Genomic DNA, 25,724 nt, shown 5'->3' on the forward strand with positions numbered 1-25,724 from the left:
ACCGGCGGACACACCTCACACTCAGCTGTTGGGCTGCTTGTGAACAGGCAAACAGTCTGAGAAAGCGCTGTGAAGCTGCGTCACCCTGCCCATAAGCTCCTGGCTGCCCGTCAAGGTCGCGAGCAAGCGGTAGGCGAGATGCATCAGTCCCGCGGAGAACCTGAGGACGGTTTCGGCCAGCTCCGCCGGGAAACCCGTTCGAACGCGTGCGAGCGGATGGATGCCCACGTGGACAAAGGAATTCAGTGCGTGTCGGGAGAACTGGTTGAACTGGGCCAGCGGGGCGAACAGGCCAGGTGGCGCGATTTTCTCAATCTCTGCCAACATGCCCAGGTTACCCGGGAGGTTCTTTGCTCCCTTCTCGGCCGCAAGGCTCAGCGGCATGGCGAGCTTTTCGACTTGTGCAGGATTCGCAGCAAAAAGCAACCACGCCGCCCGCAGCAGTCCCTCGTACTGCATGCGCAAGACCGCGGCAGCCGAATTCATTGCGCCGACCTGAGCTGCGGCTCTGACCGCCAGCGCATGCTCCAAGGCAACCAGCACCGCAGCGGCGGAGAGCTCATACCGTGGATCGCTGGTGGGCAGCGCCAACTCTTGCGCCGGGAATTCGGCAAGCAACGCATGTTCGAACTCGGTCATTCGCTGCAGGAGCTGGGACAGAAGAGGGGCAGACATCTGGAGGATGGTATCGGTGTCGCGCAACCCTTGGTGAGCGCCAACACCTGTGTCCATGCAGACTTATTCAGAACCTGTCGTCTTGGGAACCACCTGGCTCAGTCACACATCCTCCTGCAAGGCGAGCCGGGCAATGGCAAAACCGTCCTGGCCGAGGCCCTGGCAGGCGAGCTGTGCATCGCCTTCCTGGAAGTCACCTACGGGCCGGTTGCCTCCAAATGGGTTGGCGAGCTTGCGGCCCTGCTCACCCGCATCTTCGCCCTGGCCCGCGCTAGTGCCCCGTGTGTGCTGTTCATCGACGAGATCGACTCGTTCCTCAAAGCGCGTGACGCCCAAGGCAGCTACGCGGAAATGCCGGTGGTCACCAACGTCATGCTCACCGAGATGGTGGCACTTCGCCGCACGGGTGAATGCAGTCATTCACGTTCGACGGGCTGAACAACTGCTTCGGTCATGACCAGCCAATCGACGAACGACTCGTCAGTGGTGTATGGCACGAGCCCGCCCAAAACCCCTGCGATACTTGATCTGGTGTGGTTGATTTCCCTATCCGTTGGATTCGCCTGACCCCCTTTTATGCGACAGCCCTGCATGCCCACCACTCTCACGCCGTCCGCAAAGTTGCTGCAACTGCTCCCCGAGGCGGTCGTGCAAACCGATGCGCTGTGGGAGATCACTTACCTGAATCCGGCGTGGACCACGCTCACCGGCCATTCGGTGGAGGCAGCGCTCGGCAGGTCTTTGCTTGAATTTGTGCACCCCGGCGACGTGGGCACCATGCGCTCGGGCATGCCGGTGTTCCGGTTGCGATTTGCCGACGCGGACTACCGCTGGGTGCGTCTGAATCTCCACCCGGAGATGGATGCGGCGGAGCGGGTGATCAGCCGCCAGGGTGTCCTGATCGAGATCACCGAGGTCACCGAGCAGGTGCTGGTGGAGATTCGCCAGCGCTTTTTGCGCTTGCTGGAAACCATTGATGGTGTGGTTTGGGAAGCTGAAATCGGCGTGGGCAATACTTTCCTCAGCCCGCAGGTCGAACGGTTGTTCGGTTACTCCGTGGACGAGTGGCGGTCTGACCCGGGCTTTTGGCGGGCGCATGTGCATCCCGATGATCTGGCGCAGGCCGTGCTTATCGATGATGCCGCCTACCACGCCACGCACAGCTATCCCTACGAGATGAGTTATCGGCTGATTGCAAAATCCGGCAAGGTCGTGTGGGTGCGCGATCTGTGCCGCGCAGTGGTCGAGCCAGGGCGGCCGAACCGCATGATCGGCCTGATGATCGACGTCACCCAGCAGAAGAACACCGAACTCGAGTTGTTGCGCTCCGAAAACCGCTATTCGCTGGCGACCCGCGGATCCAATGACGGCATCTGGTACTGGGACCTGCGAACGGACGCCCTGCATGTGTCCGCGCGCTTTCACCAGATCGTCGGGCTGGGTAGCGGCGATCATGTGCACGACGGTGGCTGGAGCTTTCTGGAGCAGCTCATCGATCCCGAAGATCGCGTGCGCGTGCAGACGGCCTACCGCAGGCACCTGTCGGGGAGCAGCCCGAACTTTTCGGTGGATTTCCGCGCGTTCCACGCCGCTGGACGGCTGGTGTGGGTCAATTGGCGCGGACTCGCCGAGTTTGAAGACGGCGTTGCGGTGCGCATGGCGGGCTCGTTGAGCGATCTGGCTGACCGTGGCAGTTCCTACGATGCGCTGACCAGCTTGCCCGGCCGGCCGTTGTTCCGGGATCGCCTCGCGAATCTCATGGCGCTGCACCAGAACGAGGCAGCGAATGGTGATGGCGTGCCAACACGCGATGGAGCCACAATGTTTGCCGTGCTGCTGCTGGATCTCAACGGATTCAAAGCCGTCAATGACAACTACGGGCATCATGTGGGCGACCGGCTGTTGCAGCAGGTGGCGCGGCGGCTCGAATCCTGCGTGCGGGCGGTTGATCTGGTCGCCCGCATGAGTGGCGACGAGTTCAATGTGCTGTTGGAGTCCATTGATCCCGCTGAAGCCAGCAACCGCGCCCAACAGATCGCCGCCGCCCTCGCAGCGCCTTATGTGGTCGGCGAACACACCGTGATCAGTGGCGCGAGTATTGGAATGGTCAGCAGTGCATCCAGGCTGGCGACGGTGGACGACTACTTGCGCGCCGCAGACGCCGCCATGTACCAGGCCAAAAGCGAGTCATTGGGCGTGTGCGTGTTTCAATAAAAGGTGTCCGAGACGATTTCCTGCGCGGCTGTCGCATGGCTCGTTTCCCTCCTCCCCTTGTGGTCCGGACAGGACATGAACCTGCCCCAGTTCTATACCAAATAGGGGGGGCGTGCGAACGTTTTCTTGGACTGGTTTATCCCGTAGGTCCAAGACTCTCTCGATATTCGATGGGGCTGAGATAGCCGAGGGAGATCTTGATCCACTTCTCGTTGTACCAGCTTACGTAGGAATCAACCACCTTGGGCATACGTTCCTGAATCAAGCTTTTTGGCAGTGATGGTCAACGCCTCTCGACCGGTGCGAATTCGTCGGACACCTCAGATCCTCAAACCTGAGGTCAACCTACCTGTCGCTCCTGAAGGTCAGTTCATGGTGCCTAGAGCGACCCAACCGCGCCTATCTGACGACCGGCAGCAACCTCTGCAGAGGAGGCATCCCAGGTCAGCCTAGCCAATGCGGACAGGCTGTCTGGGTGCGGACTACACGCGACGCAGTCGTTCAGCAAGCGCATCGGCCATTGGAGCCGTCAGGCCAGTCTTGCCGTCCACCAGAAACAAGAATGGATTGAACGGCCGAAAGAGCCAAGAACGGTCGTCAACCGCCAGCCACGGCGCCAGTACACGTCCGTTATCTCGCAACCACGCGTTGCATTCAGCCTCACGCTCATAGCCGAACAATACGTCAGGCACATCCTCAAGGCGACTGAATCGCGGGGTCACACCGATCACCCTAGGCTGGATGTCGGAAGAAAAGCGATCGCGCAGCACCTCAATCGGATACTGGTGGCGCCAGGTGCTCGTCACCACGACGTCATATGCCGACACTTGACGCAACACCGCCTCCAGCAATGGCAGGCAAGAAAAGTGTCTGGACTCGTGACAAAACTCGGGATGCAACACCCCGTCGAAATCCAAAAAAAGTGTGCGCACAGGATCAGTATAGGTCGGACACAAGCCAGCCTGACCTCTCGCTTGTGCACAAACAGCAGTGGGTCACGAATGGTCTTTCGTAGGTTGGCTCCCGGGCTGGAGATCTTGCGCGTAGCGCCCAAACAGCCGTTCAACGACATGAGTTTGATGTCAGGATGACGATGGCCAAGACGGCGCGACCGCGAACGAAGCTCGCAGATGGGCGAACGTGCCTTTGATCGTCGCGAGCTACGTTCCACCGAAAAAGCCGGCAAATAAGCGAAGACCAACCGGTGACGTCGGGGAGATGACCCCGCGACGTCATATGCCGGCACTTAAAGCGACGACACCAACCGAAGTAAACAAACGGCTAGATCACTCATCGGCCACGCCTGCAAAACTGTCACTCCGCCGATTCATGCGCTTGCTGACAGCGGTCATCCATTGGCAGGACTGGCTCGCGAGGCCGAGGAGGCTCATCCGGCCTCCCCCAGATTTGCCACAGCGCATTAATCGAGTACCAGTAGTCCATTTGAGTATCCCACGCCAGCCCTTCAGTGCGCTGATGTTTCCAAAAGCTCACCACCGTGCTCCCCCCTACCTGATCAGGATGGCGCGCGCCTTTGGTCTCGGCAAACTTCGCGAATACCAGCATGCGCACACGCTTACGCCGCCGCTCGGGCTTGTTCTGCTTCGATACCCAATGATGCGTATCCATCTCGACACGTTGACACAAACTCATGCCCGCCCCCCGACATATTCAGCGACCACGTCGATACGGCCATGACCAAGCTCGCGCGCGATCGTCAACCGAGCGGCAAGATCGACGGCGCGATCTTGAATCCGACCACCTGCGCAAGGCGCGAGATGGCCCGTCAAGGCAAAGTAGCGCTCGCATGCGTAGGCCGCCCTCAAATCGTGAAGGCCACCACCGGTAGCCTTGTTAACCAAATCACGGGTTTTCCGCAAAGGACCTCTTACCCAGTTCTCCCACGACAGTTCTGGAGGGATCATAGAATAGTCACTTCCTTGTGAGATTGCGGCACGCTCCAACACCTCCATTTGTTTTTCAGAAATGATCGGCACGTCGCGTGGACGCCCACCCTTCGTACCCTCAACAATCCTCACGCTACGATATGAGTTCGCCTCTCGCATTGCCTTCTTTGCATCGATCAAACTTCCCTCTTTGGAGCGCAGGCCAAAAAGCATGCCGAACTCGATCACAGCCAATGCCCGAGGCCCCATTTTTTCAAGTACATCAATGCACGCCTGACTGTACCCATCCCAATTAAGGGCGCCGGGGGGATTTCGACGCACCGCTGACCGCCTCTGAATACCACAGTCTTTCACAGGAGCAACCGACTGCCAACGACCTCCCGTAGCAAAAGACATAACTGAATTAACAGCGGAAACAAGATTTTGAGCATAAGACGGCGTCATCTCTTCCGCATCCACCAATACCGCCTTCTCACACCCGTATTGCCACACAACATCCCAGCTCACATCCTCCATTTTCTTAACATCAAATTGAGCCGCCCATCTACAAAATAAATTCCAACGTATCCGATAGTCACCAACGCTCGCAAAAGCCAAAATGTGACGATCAGCGTAACCCTGAAGCGCTATCCCTGCGGCATATTTAATGCACCGCGAACCAAGACCGAAATTTCTTGACATATCCATCCTTATAAAAGCATTGTCAAGATCACTCGCAAGTAATCTTGAGAATGCGCACTATTCGAGTGCGCAAGCATAGAAATTGCCGCTAACGAACAAAGTCACACTCAGCAGGCTGCGTGCAAATCCAATCAACGGCAAAGCGTCTAAATCCTCCCGGCCCACAAAATCGGTAAATGTTGCGCACGAGTCAAGTACTCGGCAACCTATGGGGAGGTATCGATTGAGGGCGCGCTGAGACGCGACCAATCGGGGGGTGTGCACTCGCAAGTTGCTCCCTCGTGGTGGAGGGCATTCCTGTAGCCTTTGGCCAAATGCCATTGGCGACCAGTCCTAAGGAGCGGGAAGCAGTGCTGTGAACGCCGGCCGCATGGGCCGAGTCGTACTGTCGTCGTAATTTTTCGTCGGGTCGAAAACTTACGGAACCCGCATGGCTGTTGGCTTTGCGGAGTTTTTATAGACCTGTCTCTTTGCAAGGGGCTGCAACGAACGGGCTAGTTGGAGTCTCTTCGATCACCTGCTGGAGCACATGATCCTGCCGCCGACCTCATGGCCAGAGGTACCTCACGGTACGCCAGCGGGCAGCTCTACAGCGGGCGGAAGAAGACACTTGATTGCTGACTGCAATGCAGCAGCCGAGACGAACGCCCGACAAAGCGTACGCCAGATGCACAGGCACTGAAAGAACCTGTGGAACAGGACCAGATTGACTCTGCCTGCTCATATGCACTCGGCACTCTATGTAGAGTGAGAGTGAGAGAACCTACAGGGCAGGACCAACTTGACTGGTGCCTACTCATTTTCAAAACTCACTCTTTGTGAAGAGCGAGTAGGGGGCGCCGCAGTCACGAGGGAACAGCAGCAGAATTAAGTCCGAAGACTGGTGCATCCTCTGTAAATCGCTTGCCAGCGATACTGGATATGAATCAATCATTCCACCGGAGTGGGTGTAGTGTACCAGATGTCGTATGGTCACAGGTGCACACCACTTGGTTGGTGATCGCTCGTCATGCTCCGTGCCCCATCAGGGACTCACACGTCCACACACGTGGCGGGCATCGCTGTGTCATCCTTGTGACCTGGCAAACGGAGTTGGCACTGCAAGGCAAAGCACAGACTCTTGTCTGAATGCAACCCCAGTTTGCCCAAGAATAGATGCTCGCGCTTCACGGAAACCAAGAAGTTGACTGGAAAATTGCCTTGCTAGACCGCGCTCGAAGAAAGTGAGCGTTCATCGATGCTTTTGCAAAGCATCTCCCCAAGTTAGTGCCCTTTCAGGACTGCATATATGGGCCAGAACGCAGGGGAGGTCGTTATCCAAATAATTTCCACGAAGACAGCAAATAGGTTCAATGCATCGATCAACGCGAGAGCGATGCAGTTTGAGGGCGACTTGGATTCCTCAACCTGACCCTACGTTCAGTGCGATCCGTAGACGTATCCACGATACGCGCCCCATTCTCAGCCCGCCGAAAACTGCGATCAATTCCATCCAACCTACAAAATATCTTCACCCCTCAAGGGCATCTCAAATAACGCGTCAGAAATTCCGATCCGCAGTCATTATGAATTTTTGCACCCAAAGGCAAAATCTCTTGCATCAAAGCAGACGAGAGAAGGCCAACGATTTTGCAAAATCCCCGGAGACTGATCTTTTGATCAAATAAATCTTCTTCGAGGCGCCCTCCTATCTTCTCGCTTGTTTTCGTGAAAAAATTCCGACTTGGGATCACATGCAACTCATGGAGATAGTCTTCTTGTTGAGGGCTCGATAACATTAAAACTCGAACGGCGCTATCGCCACACACCCGCCGCAATGGTTCTCTCTGAACCACTCCATAAATGCATCTGAACTTGATGCCATAGCCATAGCCATAGCCGAAGCCGAAGCCGTACATACGCCACAAATGTGACTTCAGGTTTCCGATTGCTCAGTCTGCAATATCGGCTTGCGAGTCAGATCAATTGGATAATTTTGCTTATTTTTCGATGAAAGTGAGTCAATGAAGACGCCCCCAGTGATCGACCCAATTTCTCATGAGCGACCATGCACCCCTCCAGAGGAAAAACAGTGGGCATTGCACGCAGAAAGTGGATTTCACTTCATACTAAGTAACTTAAGACTTCGGCGGGAAGTCGCTTTGCAGGGTCAGTCGCAAAAAGCGATCACTCATTGTCCATCGACCACCGCACTGCGACAGAGCCATCAAAAGATACTTTGTTGGCAAAGCCGGCAAGATCCAGTCCGTCTTCGGCACCTCCCGCACCTGTTGTGGGCCAAGAGGCTGGTCATGCGCAACAAGCACACCCAAACGCAGGCCACCATGTGCAATGAAGCGCGGCGACGAAGTTGCGCGTAGTTTGGTCCGGGCAGTTTGGATGGCATCTCTTGCCAGGCGCAGAGGGGTATCCGTCTGGCAAAGTCATCCTGACGGCCAGCACGAGGTCGGCGCTGCACCTCAGGTGGCTGGCGGGGGGGGGCAGGTCACATTTGCTGAACTGAGCCAATCGAAACGGATTGACCAAGCAGCAGCCCATCCCGACACAACTTAAGGCGTACGGGGTGGCGACCAAAAACTCCGTTTATTCAGTTGTGCCAGCAGCACCACTAGATTATCCAGCGTCTCAGGTTCGTTTTCCATCTCTGATGCTTGAGGTGATTTTGAGGATGCACTTCCGGCTGCTTCCTGGGCACGCGTCAGCACTTGGTTGAGCAAGCTGGTCCGGGGCACCAACACGCAATGCACGTCGCAATCCATGCCGTCAGCAAGCCGACTGAGCGTCTTCAGGGAAATCGAACCGTCCGCTTCGGACTGTTCCAGCTTGCGCACGCCCTGTGCGCTCATCCCCAGTCGATCACCTAGAACTTTGGAGCTCATGCCCAACGCCAACCGAACGGTTTTCACCCACCCGCATAGGGGTGTGACGTGGCTTCGCAATACGGCAAACTTGCAGAACTGACGGTCCAGATCTGCCAGGCGTGCTAGGTTCAGGTTGGTCTTCAAAGCAACTCGAAAATTGAGGGGTGGGGCAACCGGTTGGTTGTTTTCAAGAAGAAGTCCGGCAACCAGCAACTTTCCATCGACGCCATGATGGCTGGGAAGCCTGTGTCCCACCCGCTTGGTTGGACTATCCTCGCGACCTCAATCTTAATGGGACCAAGTAGTCTCATTCTTCTCGAGGTCATAAATCATGCTGCGTGTCGATACATCTACGCTTGGGCCGTTTGGGCTAACAGAGCTGGAGGCGCTGGTCAAGGCCAAAGGCTGGGAGGCAATGTTGCCCGGTGCACTGAGCGACGCTGAGCTGCTCCAGCTGTCTGACCAGCTCGTTGATTTTTTGAGAAACGACGGTCTGGCTATGGAGCCAAGGCGAGACCGAGCAGCAATGTCAATGACTCTGCGACTTCTCATAGAAGCCGGAGCTAAGCATCAAGACTTTGTGGACAACTTACCCCTGTACTTCTACGCCATGATGGCGCTTGAGCACGCAGTTGATCGAGAGATCGCAAAACGGGTCACTCAGCGCGAAAGTTTGCCCGCTGACTCGGAATTGATGCAGGTTTTGAGGGATTTGGTGAGTGAAGCTCGGTCAAAGGCCGCGGCCTGAACTATCGATTGGCCACCGTTTCGAGCTCGGCTTGCACAGCTCGCAGCAGCTCCTGCGCCGCCTCAAGAGTGCCCTCTGGGCAATAGCTTGCGACCAAAAGTGTCAGCGGATGAAGGTCGAGGCACTCAGCCAAACTCTCGACGACGCGAATACTGGGCGTTTGATGCCCCTGTTCAATGCGGCTCATGTGTCGCCTGCTGGTGGCCATGAGCATGTCTTCTTGGGTAAATCCACGGGCGGCACGCAGCTGCTGGAGCGCGACACCGAAGTTGGCATGGCGGGAGATGTTGTTTCGAGGCATTGCCTCGATTTCCGCGCAATGAGACCAAAAAGGCCACGACCAAATAGTCCCATATCGTGGGTCTAGGTCCAAATTCCTCGCCTATGACGACACACTGTTGTAACCAGATTAGGATCCGCCTTGTGCGTTGTGGCGCGATCCTGCACTGCGGTTTTCGCCAAAAAAACGCGGTCAGAAGGCGTGCTCGGACCATTGCTTTCCGCAACTGAGGCCGTTCGCGCTCATAGACCCGACTTGAAAGCCGCAGCCTTGGACGGAGCAGTACAACATGCACAGTAACGAGTCGGCCCGATATCAGCGAGGTACCCGATGAAGAAAGAGGAAGACTGGCTGAACGCGGTACCTGTGGGGCGAGAATTTGGCAGCCCCGACCATGAACGCTTGATGGACTTGGACCAGGCCGCCTACACCCGGTTTCGATCCAGGGAGAAGGCGCGAAACTGGTTGGACACCCCTTGCGAGGACCTGGATGGGCTCAGTCCCGAAGTGGCGTCCACCACCCCGCAGGGGATGGCCCAGGTCATGATCTTGTTGGACACCCAGGCAGTAGACCGTGACCTGCGTACCGAAGCGCGCGCGTCGCTGGAGACGTTCCTCTCGTTGCCTGGAGATTCGGATGACCAGCAATCAGCATCGCTGCCTGGTGAAGGCGTTGTACTTGAACAGTCGGTGAAACTGGACAGCTTCGCCCCGCTCGCCTCAGCCATCGGGTATTCAATCATCACGCGAGGTGTGCCTAGCGCCATTCTGGAGCCTCTGGGCGAATACTTGGACCTGACGCCAAGCGCCCTGACCAACCTTCTAGGACTTGACCTCAGAACGACCCAGCGAGCGGCCATCACAGGCCAAAAACTGCCCGTACAAGTCGCGGAGTGCGTGTTGCGACTGTTGGAGATGAACCAACTTGCCCGCGATGTATTTGACTCGGACGAAACCGCTTTGGCGTGGCTGAACCGTCCACACCCCATGCTGGCGGGACGGGCGCCGTTCGATTGGGCCAGGTCTGCCTATGGGAGCGAGCGCGTCAAAGAGATCTTGATTGCCTGCAAACACGGTGGGGCCGTTTGATGCCAGTGTCGCAAGACGTTGCCTCACAGGCAGAGGTACAAACGATTGGGGTCTACAGCCATGGGACAAAAAGGGCAGAGGGTCTCGTCTTCCGAGCGATCGCCAACGGATACGGCACCACCCATCCGCGGCGGAACCACTGGGCGCCCTCCAAAGTCACTTTCTCTGCTGTGTCGGCAACCCCTAAACCACCGCTGGTACCTACCGTTTCAGATGCCAGTGAGGGGTCTGAGGTAACACCGCGCCGCATGGCCGACATTGAAGGGCCGCCAAAGGACTGATAGGACAGCCATCAAGCGCTGCAGCAATCCACCGCACGCGCGTACCCAACTCCACCTACAATTTTCTTTTGGCGGTATGTACGTAAGTTACCCTCATCGCCAGTGACCCCGGATTGGCCACGCCAACCATGCAAAGAAAAAATGGACTTGTATTTGGGCATGATCATCTTCGGTGTCTGCGTGATTGCGCTGAGCCTGTGCATGCCTCAGCTCGAGGCGCTGATCCAGTACCTTGAGGGTTTGCGTGATCAAAGAAAAGATGAGCCCGGCAAACAGCAAGATTGAACGCCAGACTGCCCGGCCCACAGCAGATTTGATTCCTACGTGCCAGGCATATGTGGCGCATTGACGGTTTCTGTAGGTCCTGGGTAGAGTGTCAGCCACCGTACGCTGGAGGGTGCCATGAAAACGGTCATACGCGAAAAGCTGCTCAGAGAACTCGCCGAACTGGAGCGACAGTCCAATAGAGAGGTCTGGCGTTCAGAGAAGCCGACGGTCAACATCGGAGTCAAACGCATTCCAGTGGTGACCCAAGATCAATGGGAACGCCTCGGGAAAGCCGCGCGCGATCCGGCCATCAAAATGCGCCGCGTGGCCATGCCCCCCATCGACTGAAATTCCGAGTTTCTGCGCTCGCATCATGGTGATATCCGTCCTCGACGCCCACGGAGACTGCACATGCCCCAAACTGGGCTGAGCCGCACCAGCGTCTTTGACATCTGCAAGCGCCATGAGCAGGCCGGGGCGAAAGCTCTGCGCGATGCACCCCATGGGCGCAAGCCTGGCAATGGTCGCCTGCTGGACGCCAAGCAGGAAGCCTTGATCCAGAAGCTCATTGCGGACAAGACACCGGACCAGTTGAAGATGCCCTACGCGCTGTGGACGCGAGCGACAGTGGCAGAACTGATTGAACATCGCCTTGGCATCCGCTTGCCCGTACTCACGATGGGCCTGTGCTTGGCGCGCTGGGGGTTCACGCCGCAAAAGCCCATGAAGAAAGCGTACGAGCAGTCGCCCGCTGCAGTCAAGAGGTGGCTCTACGAGGACTACCCGGTGATTGCCGCTCGCGCCAAGGCCGAGGGTGCCGATATCCACTGGGGAGACGAGAGCGGCCAGCGCAGCGACGCCAGCATTTTGAGTCCCTGGGGGTCAGCGCGCGGGACATCGAGATGCTCAGCGCCAGCATTGATCGGCCGTTCCTGGTCGAACAGCGCCGGTGGGCCCAAGGCTAAGGTTGGAGCACCGTCGGCAGGGCTTGCGGCGACAGGTCCGGCCAATCCCGGTTGAAGTGCAGACCCCGGCTTTCGTGGCGTTGCTGAGCACAGCGCACGATGAGCTCAGCCACTTGCACCAGGTTGCGCAGTTCCAGCAAGTCGCGGCTGACCCGGAATTGGGCATAAAAAGCCTGAATCTCAGACTGCAGCAGAGCGATGCGGTTGGCCGCACGCTCCAGCCGTTTGTCCGTGCGCACAATGCCAACGTAGTCCCACATGAAGCGGCGCAACTCGTCCCAGTTGTGTGAGATCACCACGCGCTCATCCGGATCGGTCACGCGACTTTCGTCCCACGGACGCACGTTCGGGGTGGACGATGGGGCGGTCTCGCGAATAGCCGCAGCTGCAGCTTGCGCAAACACCATGCACTCCACCAGCGAGTTACTTGCCAGGCGGTTGGCACCGTGCAGCCCCGTGTTGGCCGTTTCGCCCAACACATACAGCTGGGCCACATCGGTGCGTCCGGCCAGGTCCGACACCACCCCACCGCAGGTGTAATGGGCCGCCGGCACCACGGGGATGGGTTCGCGGGTGATGTCAATGCCCAGCTCGGCGCAGCGCGCCAGGATGTTGGGGAAGTGCTCTTGCAGGAACTCGGGGGGTTGGTGCGAGATGTCCAGGTGCACACAATCGAGGCCGTGTTTTTTCATTTCGGCGTCGATGGCACGTGCCACCACGTCTCTGGGCGCCAGTTCGGCGCGCTCGTCGTGCTCGGGCATGAAGCGCCGGCTGCCGTGGGCGGGTGGCAACTTGAGCAGTCCCCCTTCACCACGCACCGCTTCGCTGATCAAAAAGCTCTTGGCGTGCGGGTGGTATAGGCACGTCGGGTGGAACTGGATGAACTCTAGATTGGCGACCCGACAGCCCGCCCGCCAGGCCGCAGCAATGCCGTCACCGGTGGCGGTGTCCGGGTTGCTGGTATAGAGGTAGACCTTGCCGGCGCCACCGGTGGCCAGCACGGTGTGACTGGCGGTGAAGGCGATGACCCGGTCATTTACCTCATCCAGTGCGTAAGCGCCCAAGCAGCGCCTGGGGCTGGGCAGGTCGGCGTGCTTGTCGCTCAGTATCAGGTCCACCAAGGTGTGGTGTTCCAGCACGGTAATGGAAGGCGTTGCCCGGACGCGCTCGACCAGGGAGGCCATCACGGCCGCACCGGTGGCATCGGCCGCGTGTACCACCCGCCGTGCGCTGTGTCCCCCTTCGCGGGTAAGGTGCAACTCACCGTCTTCTTCAGAAAACGGCACGCCCAGGTCCTGCAGCCAACGGATGGCGTCGGGCGCGCCCGCCACCGTGGCGCGAGTGGCGTCGATGTCGCACAGGCCGGCGCCGGCCACATGGGTGTCGCGCTCGTGGTCTTCCAGGCTGTCGCCCTCGGCCAGCACAGCGGCAATGCCCCCCTGGGCCCAGTTGCTCGCGCCGTCGGTCATGCCGCGTTTGGTCAGCACCGCCACGCGGTGGGTGGGGGCCAGGTGCAGTGCCGCCGAAAGACCGGCGAGGCCGCTGCCAATGATGAGGACGTCGAAATGGGATTCCACAATCAACCCTAAAAACAATTGCTCAAACGGAATGGCACACGTGGCACCGCCCACCCTCTCGGAGGCGATAGCAGTCAAGGTGCCCGGCGAGCAAACAACACGCACACGACATACACACCGCGTGCGAACGGGCGTGCTCAGGACCCCATTTCGGGGGAGGGGTATGAAACGGGCTGTGATCGCCATCCCGTTGTTTGGCAAGACGCTTCGCGTGTGGTGCGGGTGAACACCACCTGCGCGGCCGACCGTCGAACGAAGGCAAGTTCCCTGGCCGGGACAAACCGTCGGCGTGGCTCCAAATTGGCGCGGATTCTAAGCGGGCCAGGCTGCGTCCCTGTGCACAATCCGCGCATGCAATTTGCTCCCGACCGCGATCCGCTGCGTCCGACCGCCCTCATCGATTTCCGCGCACCCGACGCGCACAGTTCCCCCCTTCACCTGGCCTTTGGTCAACCCAAACAGTGTTTGGTCGCGCGTACCGTGGATGAGGTGATCGCGGTCATCGAGCAAGCCGATGCGCTGGCTCGTGCCGGGGCGTGGTGTGTGGGCCACATCAGCTACGAGGCGGCACCCGCATTCGACCGGGCTTTCGAGCAAGTGTTCCATCGGACGTTTGAGCGTCCGTTTCAATCGCCATCTAGACCTGCGGGCGACGGCGTCTTGGCCCGCTTCTTCGTCTATGACAAGCCACTGGACCAGAAGGCGGCAGAGCAAGCTTCGCGTGTCGGCGAAAACGCCACTGCATCGGTGGATTGGGACGACGGTCCCCGACGGTCCGACTTCGACAGCGCGTTCGATGCCATCCAGCAAGCCATCACAGACGGCGAGCTCTACCAGGTCAACCTCACCACCCGACAGACCGGCACTTTCCAGGGCGATCCCTTGTCCTTGTTTGATCGACTCCGTGCGGCACAGCCCAACGCCTATGCGGCCTACATCGCTGACATAGCGGCTGCCGTGGGGACTGACCAGGGCACCGACACAAACTCAGGTGGCACCATCCTGTCCGTGTCACCCGAGCTGTTCTTCGATTGGCGAAACGACCGCCTGCTGTGCTCGCCCATGAAAGGCACCGCACCCCGTGGCCACACGGCCGAACACGATGAGGTGCTGCGGCAGAAGTTGCTCGCCTCGCCGAAGGAACGCGCAGAGAACGTCATGATCGTGGACCTGCTGCGCAACGACATGTCCCGCGTGGCCGAACCCCACTCGGTCAAGGTGCGACAGCTGTTCCAGTCACAAGCCTGGCCCACCGTCTGGCAATTGACGTCTGACATCGAAGCACGCACCCGCAGCGGGACAAGCCTGGTCGATGTGCTGCGAGCCCTGTTTCCCTGTGGCTCGGTAACCGGTGCCCCCAAGTTGCGGGCCATGACACACATCGCAGCACTGGAGCCGCAGGCGCGGGGAGTCTACTGCGGCGCCATTGGGGTGTTGCAACCGGGTGGTGCCGCCACCTTCAACGTGCCCATACGCACCCTGGTGCTGCGGGGCAATCAGATCCACTATGGCGTGGGAAGCGGCATCACCAGCGACGCCACCGCGGACGGGGAATGGGCCGAGTGGCGGCACAAGCGGGCTTTTGCGGAGCGCGCCAGCCAGCCGTTTGAGCTGTTGGAAACCCTGCGCTTGAGCCAGGGCACGCTGATTCACCTGGAGCCGCACCTGGACCGCATGCGCGCCAGCGCCGCGCACTTTGATTTTGTCTGGGATGACAACACCCTGCAGCAGGCACTGCGCGATCTGCTGGACGGGCACCCTGTGGGTGAGTGGCGTGTGAGACTGCTCAGCCACCGCAATGGTCAGGTGCAAGCCCAGGCGTTCCCGCTGGAGGCCTCGCCAGCGGAAGTCACGGTGCAGTTGGCAACACGCCACGCAGTGGGTTGTGACGGCGATTTCTTCCGGCACAAGACCACCCGCAGGGCGCACTACGACGCGTTTGCACCGACAACGCCTGGCGTCTTCGACACCCTGCTGTGGAACGAGCAGGGGCAGTTGACCGAGTTCACACGGGGCAATGTGGCGCTGAAGGTGGCTGGCGAGTGGCTCACGCCGCCTTTGAGCTGCGGGCTTTTGCCGGGTATTGGCAGGGGGCAGCTCCTGAAAAAGGGCGAGCTACGAGAAGCCGTGCTCACCACGGAAGACCTGGACCAAGCGCAAGCCATCGCTTTCTTCAACAGCTTGCGCGGGTGGTTGAACGCCAAGCTCGTCTGAACCGGCGAGCTTGACGTTATCAGGGGCCGGCGCGTGGGGTCGGCAACTGAGTGACCCAAGGCGCAAATGCTTCAAACACTCGCAGCGGCTGGCCCTTGCGCCAAAACACGGAGCTGCGGCCCCAGGTGGGTTGCTCGAGCGGACTTTCGACGTGCCCAGCCACCACGGTGGACTGTCGAACCCAGCGAGACTCGGGGCCATGACGCAACAGCCGATGGGGAACAAGCGCATCCCGATCCAATGACCTGCCCTGGAACAGCAATTCAGCCAGCGGTCGGGTCCCCAAACCGGCCAATGATTTCCAAGCGCCATGAAAAGCAGGCAGTGGTGTCACGCTGCGCGCCCACACCGCCGCTCGGCCGTTGAGCAGCAGGATGACCTCACGGGCGTAGACACAGCGGCAGGTCAGATCACGTCGCTCTGCCAACCACAGCGCCAAAGCGCCTTGCCTCACCACGACCACCTCCACCGTTCCATGCGCGCGCAATCGCGCGGTCAAAGACCCACCGGCAAACAACCAGGCTTTGATCGATGTGTCGGCAGATCGGGGCACCTGCGCACCCGTGCGGTATCGATACTGGCTCATGGCAGGGACGGTACGGGAACGCGCAAAGGAGCAGCGAGACGCAGAATGTGAAAAAGTCGGGAGCGGTGGGCAGCCCCAGCCATCAAGGCTTGCCGGCCTCTGGCGAATTGCCGGTCACCCCTGCGCCGCTGCGCCACGCGTCTTTGTCTTCAAATTGCCTTCCACAGCCATCACACACCAGCGTGGTGGTCGGTCGCATGACGCCCGCTGGGTCACGGGCGAGCAGGTGGTGGTAGCTGGTGGCCGCGCAGAAGTGGCAGCGGTTGGCGGGGTGGGGCGAGTCCGAATTCATGTCGTCGCGGTTATACCGCAGCACCAAATCATCCGGCCAGGGATCCGAACAGGCCACCGGTCGTATCACCACGAGCGCTCGGATGCACAAATGTGGGGCATGTCGTGCAAACGGTCTCGACCTGTGATCTTGAGCTGTGGTTGCGGCAAGGCCACTCCCCGCTACCATCACCTCAGACGAAGCCCGCAACACAACCCTCCAGTCACAAGCACGCCATTCCCCATGAACGCCCATGAACGAGAACAGGCGCTGCTCGAAATGCGCCGCACCGCCGATGCCTTCTATCGCAGCGCGGTCAAGATCGGCAACCACCCCTTCATCGAGTTCGCCGGGCTGATGAACGAATACATCGCGGCCTGCCAGCTCGCGCACAAAGACGGGGTGGATTTTTCTGAATGCAACGTGCACAACGGAAAAAACCTGCCGCTGAAACCGTTCATGTCGGACTACATCAACGAGAAACTGGAGTGCATCTTCTCTGGGGCCAAGGTGATGGCCACACCGGTGGAAACCAGCGGAACTTGATTGTCTGAAACGGGTGACATCCACCGATTCGATGCGTCGAAACAGTGTTGATTCAGCTGCCGCTACGTAAAATGGCGCCGATATCTTGAGCACGGACATCCTGGCATCGCATCACAGCCGCCACGCCAGGGAACAGTGCGCCGTCGACACAGTGCCGTGCGCTCTGCGCCGCATCGTCAGCTGAACGTATTGAAGGCCCACCGCACCCCTGTATTCCCCTGTGCCCACCACCCGCAACCGATGAGATTCAAGTCAGATCGCCCCGCCAACAAGCGCCCGCCGGCGCCCACCCGCAGCGAACCCCTGAACGACCAGCGTTTTAACGATCTGATCGGCAAAGCCAGCGCATTCTTTGCCACGTTCGAGCGCGACCTGCAGGGAGATCGGGCCGCAGCCATCGAGGAGATCAATGCTCGGATGGTCGAATACGGGTTGACCTTGGCAGACCTCATGGATCCGGCTGAAACAGCTTCACTGCGTCGCGTTGGCTCGCCGCACTGATACTCTATTGAGATCGCGTTGAAATGACCGATGCGCTGCCTGGGGTACATGACAAAGGCACGTCGAATGGAACACCGGATGGTGCGCTCACTGCGGAGGTGGTCAAGGCCTTGATCGAGGCGCTCAGCGATACCGCGTTGCGCAGTCTCGCCGGCAAGGTCGTCTTTGGTCGCGCCAAAGACTATGTGACCTCCAACGCCATCACCGTCATAGCGGAGGAGGGCGGGGTCATCCCCACCATCTATGCCGAAATCATCGGCAGCGATATCTACCTCACAGAAGTCTCGGTCAGGGACGGGTCGGTTGGTGGTGGGTGTGACTGCCCACACGCCGAAGACGGCACGTTCTGCAAACACCAGGTCGCGCTGGCCATGGTCTGGCGGGGCCTGTTGGGCACACAGCATTCCACGCCGCGCTCTGGTGGTTCCACAGGGGTTGCAGCAGACGCCCCCATGCCGAGTCCGATCCTCTCGGACCGCACCGCGCGCCTGATCGCCGAAGAAGTCGCTCAGCACCAAGCCCTGGAAGCGTTTTTGAAATCGCGCCAGGTCAGTGAGCTGGCATCGAAACTGATGGACCTGGCCAACCGGGATTCGGGCATTGCCAAGGAGCTGAACCAGTGGATGCGCCTGGACCAGCCTGTGGCGTCGGTGGCCGAACACAAAACGCTGGTCACCGAGATGCTGGCAGTCGGGCGCAGCTTTGTGCCCGCGAGCCAAAGCCACAAGTACGTGCAACGGGCGGAATCTGTTTTGCCCGTACTGGATAGCGCGCTGAAAACCGACCCAGCCGGTGCGTTGGCCCTGACTCAGCACGCCATGCGGCGAACCTGGGCAGCGTTTCAACAAGTCGATGACTCCTACGGCAACGTGGGGGAGCTGTGCCGTTCTGTTGCCGCGCGTTGGGTCAAGGCTGTGCAGGCCAACGGGCCCCAACCAGCGGCCTTTGGTGCGGCCTACCTGAAGCTGCGGCTGGATGACCCGTTTGGGTGTTTTGACACCGATGCGGTGGAGACAGCCATGGGAGCTGCCGCGCTGACCCGGTTCCGTCAGAAGCTGCGTGAAGCCTGGAGAAAAGCCAAGGACGAGGTGTTGGCGCACCGCCCGTCGGCTGGTGGCCGGGCGTCATCCCAGTACATGGCTGCCCTCCAAGATGTGCACTCGCTCAGCGACAGCGCACAGCTCTTCACGCTGGAGTGGATGCACCTGCAGCAACTTGAATCGCAGGGCGATTTCGAGGCGGCCCTCTCTGTCGTCAAAGAAGACCTGAACACCGGTACCGAGCACGTCCGCGTGGTTCAGTTTCTCGAACAACACGGGCGGATGCGAGATGCCTTTGCCCATGCGGAGGCAGCGATCAAGGCGTTCCCGGACGATTGGTTGGTTCAGGACTGTGCATTGCGGGCCTACGAGCGCGACGGCTGGGCGGCAGAAGCCTTTGATTTGAGGATGCGGCGGTTTCGGGCGCGCCCTGGACCGGAGACTTACCTGGCGATGCTGACCGCTGCGGGGCAGGCTGGCCAAGATGTCGAGGCGACGCGGGCAACCATCCTCGGCGCCATTGCCGAACAAGAGATCGAACTGACCCAGTCTCGGACACAGCGCACCGGGTATACCCGCTTTGGAGCGCAGCGTTTGTTGGGACCGGGCCCGAATGAACGCGACGTCAGTTTGCGGGCTTCACTTTTGTGTGCCGAGAACCGTTGGGACGAGGCACTGCAATTGGTTCAGCCGCCGGCGTACTGCATCGAGCATCTGTTGGAACACATCGCCCTCCAACTGCACAGCACCCATTGGGAGCAGGCTGTCGTGTTGCTGCAGCGGGCATTCAACTCGGCCATGCAACGCGCCACCAGCCCATACCGCCACGAACTCGATCTGGTTCGCAAAATCCTCCTTCGCATGGGCAACGACACTACCCGCCGCCACTGGCTTGCGCACCTGGCGTCTATGCACAAGGCCAAGCGCAATTTCGTGCGTGATCTGCCAGTGGTGTGAAGCGCCGCAGCCTATGTCCTGCGATGTACCCAGTCTCGCTGCCGAGGCTGGTATGGTTGAGGCGGCAGTTGATCTCAGCGATGTAGGACGAACACCATGAGCGATGTGGAATACCGGCATTTTTTGAGCAAGGCGCGCGCTGCCAAGGAAGGCGGTGACGCCGCCTGGTCCGTGCAGTCCACCGGCGAGAAAGTCGCAGTCGCACTGGCCCTGAACCGCGCCGACTGGCTGGCGTCGATCAACTACACCATGGCGGAAGCGATTGAGCGCGCTGGTCCGGTTTGGATTTCCTTGCTGCCGCGGGTCATACGTGCCTTGGAGACCGACGCCTGAAACAACCACGCTGATGCGTCAGTGAACACCGGTAGGTGGGTGCCGCCCCCCCCCGGCCGGATCTCACGCTTCGTCTGGGAACCAGTCTCGAATGTCGGCCGCATCCTGGTTCAAGCCCAGAATGCCCCAGGACAGCCAACCACATACTGCTGCCGACGGCTCTGCTTATTCGACAGACACTTGGCACTGGAATAACGACGAAAATTTAACTTCTACAGGGTGCTATTTCACGATTCTCGTTTGATTAAAAATCGCATTGCTTGATCGAAAGTCGTGCGTATATTAAACTGGCCGCCCATGAACCAGTCTGACCACATCCTCGAACTGGCCAGGCATCGGCACATGCTGCGAGCGAAGGATGTGCGCGAACACGGCTGGTCACCACAACTTCTGATCCGTCTGCACCAAGCTGGCAAGCTGCAGCGGCTTGGCCGTGGTCTGTATGGACTGCCCGACGCAGAAATCACCGAACACCAGACACTAATCGAGGTCTGCCAACGCGTGCCCAAGGCCGTGCTGTGCCTGCTGAGCGCACTGCAATTCCATGACATCGGCACGCAGCTGCCGCACGAAGTGTGGATCGCGTTGCCTGAAGGCAGTCAGACCCCGGCGCTAAGCTACCCCTCGCTGCGCGTCACGCGCCTACGCGGCACCGCGTACACCGACGGCATACAGACCGTGACCGACCGCGGCGCCCCCATCCGCGTGTACAGCGCCGCCAAGACGGTGACCGACTGCTTCAAGTTCCGCAACAAGATCGGCCTGGACGTGGCGCTGGAGGCACTGAAAGACGCTTGGCACAGCCGCAAGGTCACCATGGCCGAGCTGAGCCACTTCGCAAAGATCAACCGGGTCGAACGTGTCATGCAGCCCTACCTGGAGGCCATGACCCAATGAGCGGCAACCTCTCCGCATCGATCCTGGCCCGGCTGCTGACTCTCGCCAAACAGCGCGCCGACGACTACAGCCTGCTGCTGAACCGCTTCGGCATGGAGCGCCTACTGGCCCGCATCAGCCTTTCACCACATGCCGACCGCTTCCTGCTGAAGGGCGCTCTGCTTTTTACGCTCTGGTACGACTCCCCGCACCGACCGACAAGGGATGCCGACTTGCTCGGCTTCGGCCCCGACGATGAGGCGAACCTGATCGCCACCTTCCGCGACATCGCCGCTATAGACCTGGGCGATGGCATCGTGTTCGACCCCGACTCCGTGAAGGCTGGTGCCATTCGCGAAGACACCACCTACGGTGGCACCCGGATCACGCTGGTGGCACGCATCGGCTCTGCACGCTGCGCGCTGCAGATCGACGTCGGCTTTGGAGATGCGGTCACACCGGGGCCACAAACAGCGTTCTACCCCATATTGCTACCCGATTTCCCAGCCCCAACGCTGCGGGTCTATCCGGTCTACACCGTGATCGCGGAGAAGTACCACGCCATGGTGATGCTGGGGCAAGCGAACAGCCGCATGAAGGACTTCTTTGACCTCGGTGTGATTGCACGCCGCACAGAACTGGATGGCGGTACGCTGGCCGCAGCCATCGGCGCCACCTTCACCCGACGCCAAACCACCCTGCCCATAGAGCGTCCCTTGGCGCTGACCCAACGGTTCAGCGAAGATACGGCCAAGCTGCGCCAGTGGCAAGCATTCCTGAACAAGAACCGCATCGAAGCAGCCAGCCTGGGTGACACAGTCGCACTGTTGCACGACCTGCTGTGGCCACCGACTCAGGTTGCCGCCGCTGGCACCCAGGCAACGGCAACTTGGCGCCCGGACGCACTGCGCTGGGTCTGACGCGATGGCTCCCTACAACATTGACTGTTGTATGCTCAACACGCACTAAACAGCAGCATTTTGAGATGACCCAAAGTGAGGAGCAGTTGGCCAGTTTGAACCTGCTGCGGGAGGCTTTGAACTACCTTGAGCGACTGCCGGCCCATCCCATGACATACGCGATGGCGCTCAAAATTCGCAACCACCTCAACAACCCGCAGACTCTTGCGCTAGAGCGCAGGCATCATGAGGTCGAAGCGGCAGAAAAGTTTTCACGCCACGGTCACAGCGCCAGTTTTGGATTCACCAATGAAGGCCTACCGACCCTGACCACCAGTTTGCTGGATGACGTGCTTACCCTGAAATCACCAGCTGCGGCGCAACTTCCTGAAGAAGAACTAGAGGGGTTTTCTCGTCGATTGACGACCTTGCTGGCGGAAGGGATCGAAGTCAGGCTTGCCCCAGTCCAACTAAAGTCAAACCGTGCTGACACCAAGTGAGTGGCTGGAGCATGGGGTGAAAATCGTCAAACCTGTACTGCATGGCCATTCCAGACGCCGGAATGCATCAAAGCAACGAAACGAACCATGCTCGCAGTGCCGTCACGAGACCACAGTCGCCAACTTCAGCGGCGCGATCAAGAGGCGCGAATATTGTTGGTGGGCAAGTTCGCGCAGTGCCAGGGTAACGTTGCTCGGGTGGTCGAGACCGGGTAGGAAACTTGGGTTCAGAGCTGCGGCCCTGCTCAGCCACAATATTCCCCGATTTTCGTTATGTTAAATTAAAAGTGGCAAGTGGCTGAACGAGGGAAGCGAATGCGGTCACCCTCTTGGAAGCAAACCTGCCTTGCCGCCATTTCGAAGCGTCAACTGAACGACAGGTGACTAACAACCATCCTGATGTCCGATGAGCCACCATCTTTGCTTCCCATCGACGACAGCCTACCGGCTTCGCCTCCGTTCTGCGGTTGGTGGCCACTTACAGCTATCCACTCATAGTGGGGTTGCCGGACGTACTCATCAACTTTTGGATGTCTTGCGTCGGGTGAGCGCGCCAGACGCTACTGTCGCACAACGTTGAATACGCCCTTGGGATGGTGTTCAAAACACATTTGGAGCCACCCGACAGCCCTTTTGGCTGCTCTGGTCCAATATTTGCTGCGCAGCTAACTTAGGGTTACGTGCTATATTTGCTGCGCAGCAAAGATTAGCCGTGAACGACCACACCCCCGCCCTCCTTGACCGGTTCGTATCAGCGTTGCACGAAGCGACCTCGATATCGCTCGCCCGTAGGGATTTGGAGGTGGCGTTTGCGACCGGCGGCAGACGGGGCAGGCTCGATGCCTTGCTGAGCATGACCCTACCTATGGGTGAAAAAGTCGAATTGGCCGTCGAAGTCCTGAGGGCAGGATACCCGCGCGACGTCCGGCTGGCGGTCCATCAGCTCCATTCCTATCAGGCGGCACGCCGAGACAGCACAGTGCCGCTGGAACTGTGTGTCTTGGCCGACTACCTCAGTCCGGGCTCTCGAAAGGAGTTGCAGCAAGCCGGCGTCAACTATTTCGACGGCACTGGATCGTTGCGATTCAAGCACCGAACCATTCTGGTGCTCGTCGAGCGCGAGACACGTACCCGGACGCCGCGTCGGGCACAGAAACTGTTCTCGGGTGCACGAGAACAAGTGGTCCACGCCTTGCTTGAACACTGGCGCCAGACCGATGGCCAGGACTATATCTCTGGTGCCGAACTGGCTGAACGAGCACAGACTTCCCCGTACACCGTATCGCTCACGATGCAGGAACTTGATCGGGAGGACTGGGTGGAGACAACCGGCAAAGGCCCTGCCCAACGCAGGCGCGTGCGCGATGCCGCCGGACTGCTTGATGCCTGGGCCGCCGACTGGACTTCACGCCGCGAGCTAATAACCCGCTGGTACACCTACCCGCCACAGTCCAGTCTCACAGACACACTGTTGTCTCGTTTGGCTCATCGTGAAGGCTGGGCCATCACCGGCGCCACTGCAGCCAATGCAGTGGTGCCTCATCTCACCCATGTAGATCGCGTGCAGGTCATCGTGCCGCCGGGTGAGGCCGAGGCCTGGGGCCGTGACTTGAAGCTCAAACCGGTCGACAAGGGAGCGAACGTCATCTTCATTGAGCGCGACGGCGCGTCTCTGATGTTCCTCGATGAGCATCCTGAACGGCCAGGCTCGCGCTTCGCGAGCCGTTTCATCCAATACCTGGACCTGCTGGACAGCTACGGCCGCAACAAAGAGTTGGCCGATGAGTTCCGTCGCAGGGCCTTAAAGATCATGAAGGCGCCTACGCCATGAGCGAGAAATTCAAGACCGCTGCGGGTTACAACCCAGATCTGACCCGCGACTGTGAAACGGCACTGGTTGTGCTGTTGCAGGCGTTCGGTTCCCTCAAGACCACCTTGCGACTTGTCGGCGGACTCGTGCCGCGCTACCTGACGCCTGCACGCCCGCCTGAGATCCCGCCGCATGCAGGTACCACAGATGTCGATGTGGTCTTGAATGTGTCAGTACTGGCTGACAGTGGCGTTTACGACAAGTTGCGCAGGCAGCTCAAGGACAACGGCTTCGTGCCGTATGAACCGGCACCTGGCAAGGTCAGTAGCTGGCAATGGGTGTACCAGCTGAATGGCCACCCGGTGCGCATCGAGTTCCTTCAGAACACCGACGATCCGGACCAGAGCGGCAAACTGGGAACGGTTGACGGCGAAGGGGTCTCAGCCGTTCAGTTTCTCCATGCCGGCGTCGCGCACGAATGGTTCCACGAACATGCCGTAACCACCGAACTGCCAGGTGGCAATGGCGTGGTAACCGAAGTGGTGCGATTCGCTGATGTTGTGGCTTTCATGGTTTTGAAAACGGTGGCCTTTCATCAGCGGCACGAACACAAAGACGTGGCCGACCTTGTTCATGTCATGCGTTATTGGGGGCCGATCGATGATCTGGCATCACTCTATGCGCAGCGGCAGTTGAACAGCCCACTCCGCGGCATTTTGCATGAAGTACTGCAGCTTCTTGAGGCGCATTTCTGCGATAGCGAAGACATCGAGGGTTGGCGCAAGGACGGACCGGCCAAGTTCGCGAACTTTCATCAGATCGGACAACCCGGCAGTGACGAATTCGTACGCGAGCAGAGGGAGGTGAGTTCCATGGTGGACTATTTCATCGGACGAGTGCGTGAACAGTTTTCTTCGCATTCGGAGCCCTGATCGGTATGGCAAGACCTTGACGGTTCTATATGGCATTGACGTGCCTGATGCTGAGGACGAGGACGACGAAGATCGTCGCATCGACTCTTGGACGCCGCGCTTCAGGTAAGCAGGGCGTGTCCGAATTTTTGTGTAAACGGTACGGACCTCAATTGACGGAGATGCGGTCTCCGAACTGAATGGTAAAGCGGGTCAGCGCAGCCTTCCAATCCCGGATGGGCAGGGTCCACTTCTGGCTGATGTTGCGCAGGGCCAGGTAGAACAGCTTGGTCAGCGCCTCGTCGCTGGGGAACGAGCCCCGGTTCTTGGTCAGCTTCCTCAGGCTCATGTTCACCGACTCGATGGCATTGGTGGTGTAGATGACCTTGCGGATTTCTGGCGGGTAGTCAAAGAAGGGGTCTCCTCGTTTTCAGTGCAATAAGTGACGGTACGAAAAGCTAGCACTGGCGCGGAGGTGGTGTTGGTAGATCGTTGATTTCATTGACTTTCCTGTTCACTTTCAAATCTGCGATTCGTGGCGTCAAACCGTGGTCGGTTTCATCCATTGGTGCCAGTTATCGATGCATTTGGCCGCGAAGGCAGGATTTGGTCAGCATAGCGGTCAACCGGGAAGCGAAACACACCCCGCAAGTTGATGCTCTCCAGCCTGGTGGGCGCAATCTTCCCGATCAGTTCCGGTGGAATGACCTGGCGGCGGTTCGACCAGCGATCCAG

26 protein-coding genes and 3 pseudogenes are annotated in these 25,724 nt (G+C 59.3%); 17 read left to right on the forward strand and 12 right to left on the reverse strand.

Annotation, left to right across the window (positions count from 1 at the left end; all coding sequences use genetic code 11):
• Window positions 1-21: 21 nt before the first annotated feature.
• Window positions 22-675, reverse strand: coding sequence for a DUF6988 family protein (locus tag G518_RS40490; protein WP_169457991.1), 654 nt, complete (start codon window positions 673-675; stop codon window positions 22-24).
• 33 nt (window positions 676-708) lie between these two features.
• On the opposite strand from G518_RS40490, the gene G518_RS40495 reads away from it, so the two are divergent.
• A complete protein-coding gene (locus tag G518_RS40495; protein ID WP_169457992.1) occupies window positions 709-1,113 on the forward strand; it encodes an ATP-binding protein in 405 nt (134 codons plus the stop codon).
• Window positions 1,114-1,266: 153 nt separating this feature from the next.
• Window positions 1,267-2,889 carry a sensor domain-containing diguanylate cyclase gene (locus G518_RS0122640; protein ID WP_028604478.1) on the forward strand — a complete coding sequence of 541 codons (1,623 nt, stop codon included), beginning with the start codon at window positions 1,267-1,269 and terminating at the stop codon, window positions 2,887-2,889.
• A 136-nt stretch (window positions 2,890-3,025) separates the two neighbouring features.
• Here the strand turns inward: G518_RS0122640 and G518_RS39475 are convergent.
• The 6 genes and pseudogenes from G518_RS39475 to G518_RS41465 all read right to left on the reverse strand — a co-directional run.
• Window positions 3,026-3,133 (reverse strand): annotated as a pseudogene (locus G518_RS39475) (IS3 family transposase); the annotation flags it as partial.
• A gap of 238 nt (window positions 3,134-3,371) precedes the next feature.
• Entirely contained in the window at window positions 3,372-3,821 is a 450-nt protein-coding gene (locus G518_RS0122645) for an HAD domain-containing protein (RefSeq protein ID WP_156909505.1), read from the reverse strand.
• 382 nt (window positions 3,822-4,203) lie between these two features.
• A complete protein-coding gene (locus G518_RS0122650) occupies window positions 4,204-4,518 on the reverse strand; it encodes a hypothetical protein (RefSeq protein ID WP_028604480.1) in 315 nt (104 codons plus the stop codon).
• 20 nt (window positions 4,519-4,538) lie between these two features.
• Window positions 4,539-5,477 carry an integrase domain-containing protein gene (locus G518_RS39480; protein ID WP_036595726.1) on the reverse strand — a complete coding sequence of 313 codons (939 nt, stop codon included), beginning with the start codon at window positions 5,475-5,477 and terminating at the stop codon, window positions 4,539-4,541.
• A gap of 1,517 nt (window positions 5,478-6,994) precedes the next feature.
• A complete protein-coding gene (locus G518_RS0122665) occupies window positions 6,995-7,375 on the reverse strand; it encodes a hypothetical protein (protein WP_028604482.1) in 381 nt (126 codons plus the stop codon).
• Window positions 7,376-8,026: 651 nt separating this feature from the next.
• Window positions 8,027-8,593, reverse strand: a complete 567-nt coding sequence (locus G518_RS41465; protein ID WP_342663783.1) for a helix-turn-helix domain-containing protein — start codon at window positions 8,591-8,593, stop codon at window positions 8,027-8,029.
• 76 nt (window positions 8,594-8,669) lie between these two features.
• Between G518_RS41465 and G518_RS0122675 the strand changes: the two genes are divergently transcribed.
• Window positions 8,670-9,086 carry a hypothetical protein gene (locus tag G518_RS0122675; RefSeq protein ID WP_028604484.1) on the forward strand — a complete coding sequence of 139 codons (417 nt, stop codon included), beginning with the start codon at window positions 8,670-8,672 and terminating at the stop codon, window positions 9,084-9,086.
• Between the two features lies 1 nt (window position 9,087).
• Here G518_RS0122675 and G518_RS36475 read toward each other — a convergent pair whose 3' ends face one another.
• Window positions 9,088-9,387, reverse strand: a complete 300-nt coding sequence (locus tag G518_RS36475) for a helix-turn-helix domain-containing protein (protein ID WP_084652156.1) — start codon at window positions 9,385-9,387, stop codon at window positions 9,088-9,090.
• Window positions 9,388-9,696: 309 nt separating this feature from the next.
• Between G518_RS36475 and G518_RS38720 the strand changes: the two genes are divergently transcribed.
• The 4 genes and pseudogenes from G518_RS38720 to G518_RS36485 all read left to right on the forward strand — a co-directional run.
• A complete protein-coding gene (locus G518_RS38720; RefSeq protein ID WP_051237299.1) occupies window positions 9,697-10,455 on the forward strand; it encodes an antitoxin Xre/MbcA/ParS toxin-binding domain-containing protein in 759 nt (252 codons plus the stop codon).
• Window positions 10,456-10,877: 422 nt separating this feature from the next.
• The gene (locus tag G518_RS40125) at window positions 10,878-11,021 is read left to right on the forward strand and encodes a hypothetical protein (protein ID WP_156909507.1); all 144 of its coding nucleotides are present in this window, start codon (window positions 10,878-10,880) and stop codon (window positions 11,019-11,021) included.
• A gap of 117 nt (window positions 11,022-11,138) precedes the next feature.
• The gene (locus G518_RS0122695) at window positions 11,139-11,351 is read left to right on the forward strand and encodes a hypothetical protein (RefSeq protein ID WP_028604486.1); all 213 of its coding nucleotides are present in this window, start codon (window positions 11,139-11,141) and stop codon (window positions 11,349-11,351) included.
• Between the two features lie 69 nt (window positions 11,352-11,420).
• A pseudogene (locus tag G518_RS36485) lies at window positions 11,421-11,861 on the forward strand (winged helix-turn-helix domain-containing protein); the annotation flags it as partial.
• 103 nt (window positions 11,862-11,964) lie between these two features.
• Here the strand turns inward: G518_RS36485 and nadB are convergent.
• On the reverse strand, window positions 11,965-13,545 hold the full coding sequence (gene nadB, locus G518_RS0122705) for an L-aspartate oxidase (protein ID WP_028604487.1): 1,581 nt from the start codon (window positions 13,543-13,545) through the stop codon (window positions 11,965-11,967).
• Window positions 13,546-13,896: 351 nt separating this feature from the next.
• Here nadB and G518_RS0122710 point away from each other — a divergent pair, with 351 nt between their 5' ends.
• Window positions 13,897-15,759: a chorismate-binding protein gene (locus G518_RS0122710; RefSeq protein WP_051237301.1), complete on the forward strand. Its 1,863-nt coding sequence runs from the start codon at window positions 13,897-13,899 to the stop codon at window positions 15,757-15,759.
• Window positions 15,760-15,778: 19 nt separating this feature from the next.
• Here G518_RS0122710 and G518_RS36490 read toward each other — a convergent pair whose 3' ends face one another.
• Window positions 15,779-16,345: a chorismate--pyruvate lyase family protein gene (locus G518_RS36490; protein ID WP_051237303.1), complete on the reverse strand. Its 567-nt coding sequence runs from the start codon at window positions 16,343-16,345 to the stop codon at window positions 15,779-15,781.
• An 82-nt stretch (window positions 16,346-16,427) separates the two neighbouring features.
• Entirely contained in the window at window positions 16,428-16,637 is a 210-nt protein-coding gene (locus G518_RS0122720) for a hypothetical protein (RefSeq protein WP_156909508.1), read from the reverse strand.
• A gap of 222 nt (window positions 16,638-16,859) precedes the next feature.
• Between G518_RS0122720 and G518_RS0122725 the strand changes: the two genes are divergently transcribed.
• The 9 genes from G518_RS0122725 (at window position 16,860) to G518_RS0122765 (ending at window position 25,010) form a co-directional block, all read left to right on the forward strand.
• Window positions 16,860-17,162, forward strand: a complete 303-nt coding sequence (locus G518_RS0122725) for a hypothetical protein (protein WP_028604490.1) — start codon at window positions 16,860-16,862, stop codon at window positions 17,160-17,162.
• Between the two features lie 240 nt (window positions 17,163-17,402).
• Window positions 17,403-17,663, forward strand: a complete 261-nt coding sequence (locus tag G518_RS0122730) for a hypothetical protein (RefSeq protein WP_028604491.1) — start codon at window positions 17,403-17,405, stop codon at window positions 17,661-17,663.
• Between the two features lie 23 nt (window positions 17,664-17,686).
• Entirely contained in the window at window positions 17,687-19,660 is a 1,974-nt protein-coding gene (locus tag G518_RS0122735) for an SWIM zinc finger family protein (protein WP_028604492.1), read from the forward strand.
• A gap of 96 nt (window positions 19,661-19,756) precedes the next feature.
• Entirely contained in the window at window positions 19,757-19,993 is a 237-nt protein-coding gene (locus G518_RS0122740; RefSeq protein WP_028604493.1) for a hypothetical protein, read from the forward strand.
• A 297-nt stretch (window positions 19,994-20,290) separates the two neighbouring features.
• A complete protein-coding gene (locus G518_RS0122745; protein ID WP_028604494.1) occupies window positions 20,291-20,890 on the forward strand; it encodes a type IV toxin-antitoxin system AbiEi family antitoxin domain-containing protein in 600 nt (199 codons plus the stop codon).
• Entirely contained in the window at window positions 20,887-21,789 is a 903-nt protein-coding gene (locus G518_RS0122750) for a nucleotidyl transferase AbiEii/AbiGii toxin family protein (protein WP_028604495.1), read from the forward strand. The genes G518_RS0122745 and G518_RS0122750 overlap by 4 nt, the downstream gene beginning before the upstream one ends.
• Window positions 21,790-21,854: 65 nt before the next feature.
• Entirely contained in the window at window positions 21,855-22,268 is a 414-nt protein-coding gene (locus tag G518_RS0122755) for a hypothetical protein (protein WP_028604496.1), read from the forward strand.
• A gap of 712 nt (window positions 22,269-22,980) precedes the next feature.
• The gene (locus tag G518_RS0122760; RefSeq protein ID WP_156909509.1) at window positions 22,981-24,099 is read left to right on the forward strand and encodes a helix-turn-helix domain-containing protein; all 1,119 of its coding nucleotides are present in this window, start codon (window positions 22,981-22,983) and stop codon (window positions 24,097-24,099) included.
• Window positions 24,096-25,010: a hypothetical protein gene (locus G518_RS0122765; protein WP_028604498.1), complete on the forward strand. Its 915-nt coding sequence runs from the start codon at window positions 24,096-24,098 to the stop codon at window positions 25,008-25,010. The genes G518_RS0122760 and G518_RS0122765 overlap by 4 nt, the downstream gene beginning before the upstream one ends.
• A gap of 148 nt (window positions 25,011-25,158) precedes the next feature.
• On the opposite strand, the pseudogene G518_RS39485 reads toward G518_RS0122765, so the two are convergent.
• A pseudogene (locus G518_RS39485) lies at window positions 25,159-25,407 on the reverse strand (transposase); the annotation flags it as partial.
• Between the last annotated feature and the right edge of the window lie 317 nt (window positions 25,408-25,724).

Origin of the sequence: Ottowia thiooxydans DSM 14619, from assembly GCF_000422885.1 — a bacterium.
In the GTDB taxonomy this organism is placed as follows: domain Bacteria; phylum Pseudomonadota; class Gammaproteobacteria; order Burkholderiales; family Burkholderiaceae_C; genus Ottowia; species Ottowia thiooxydans.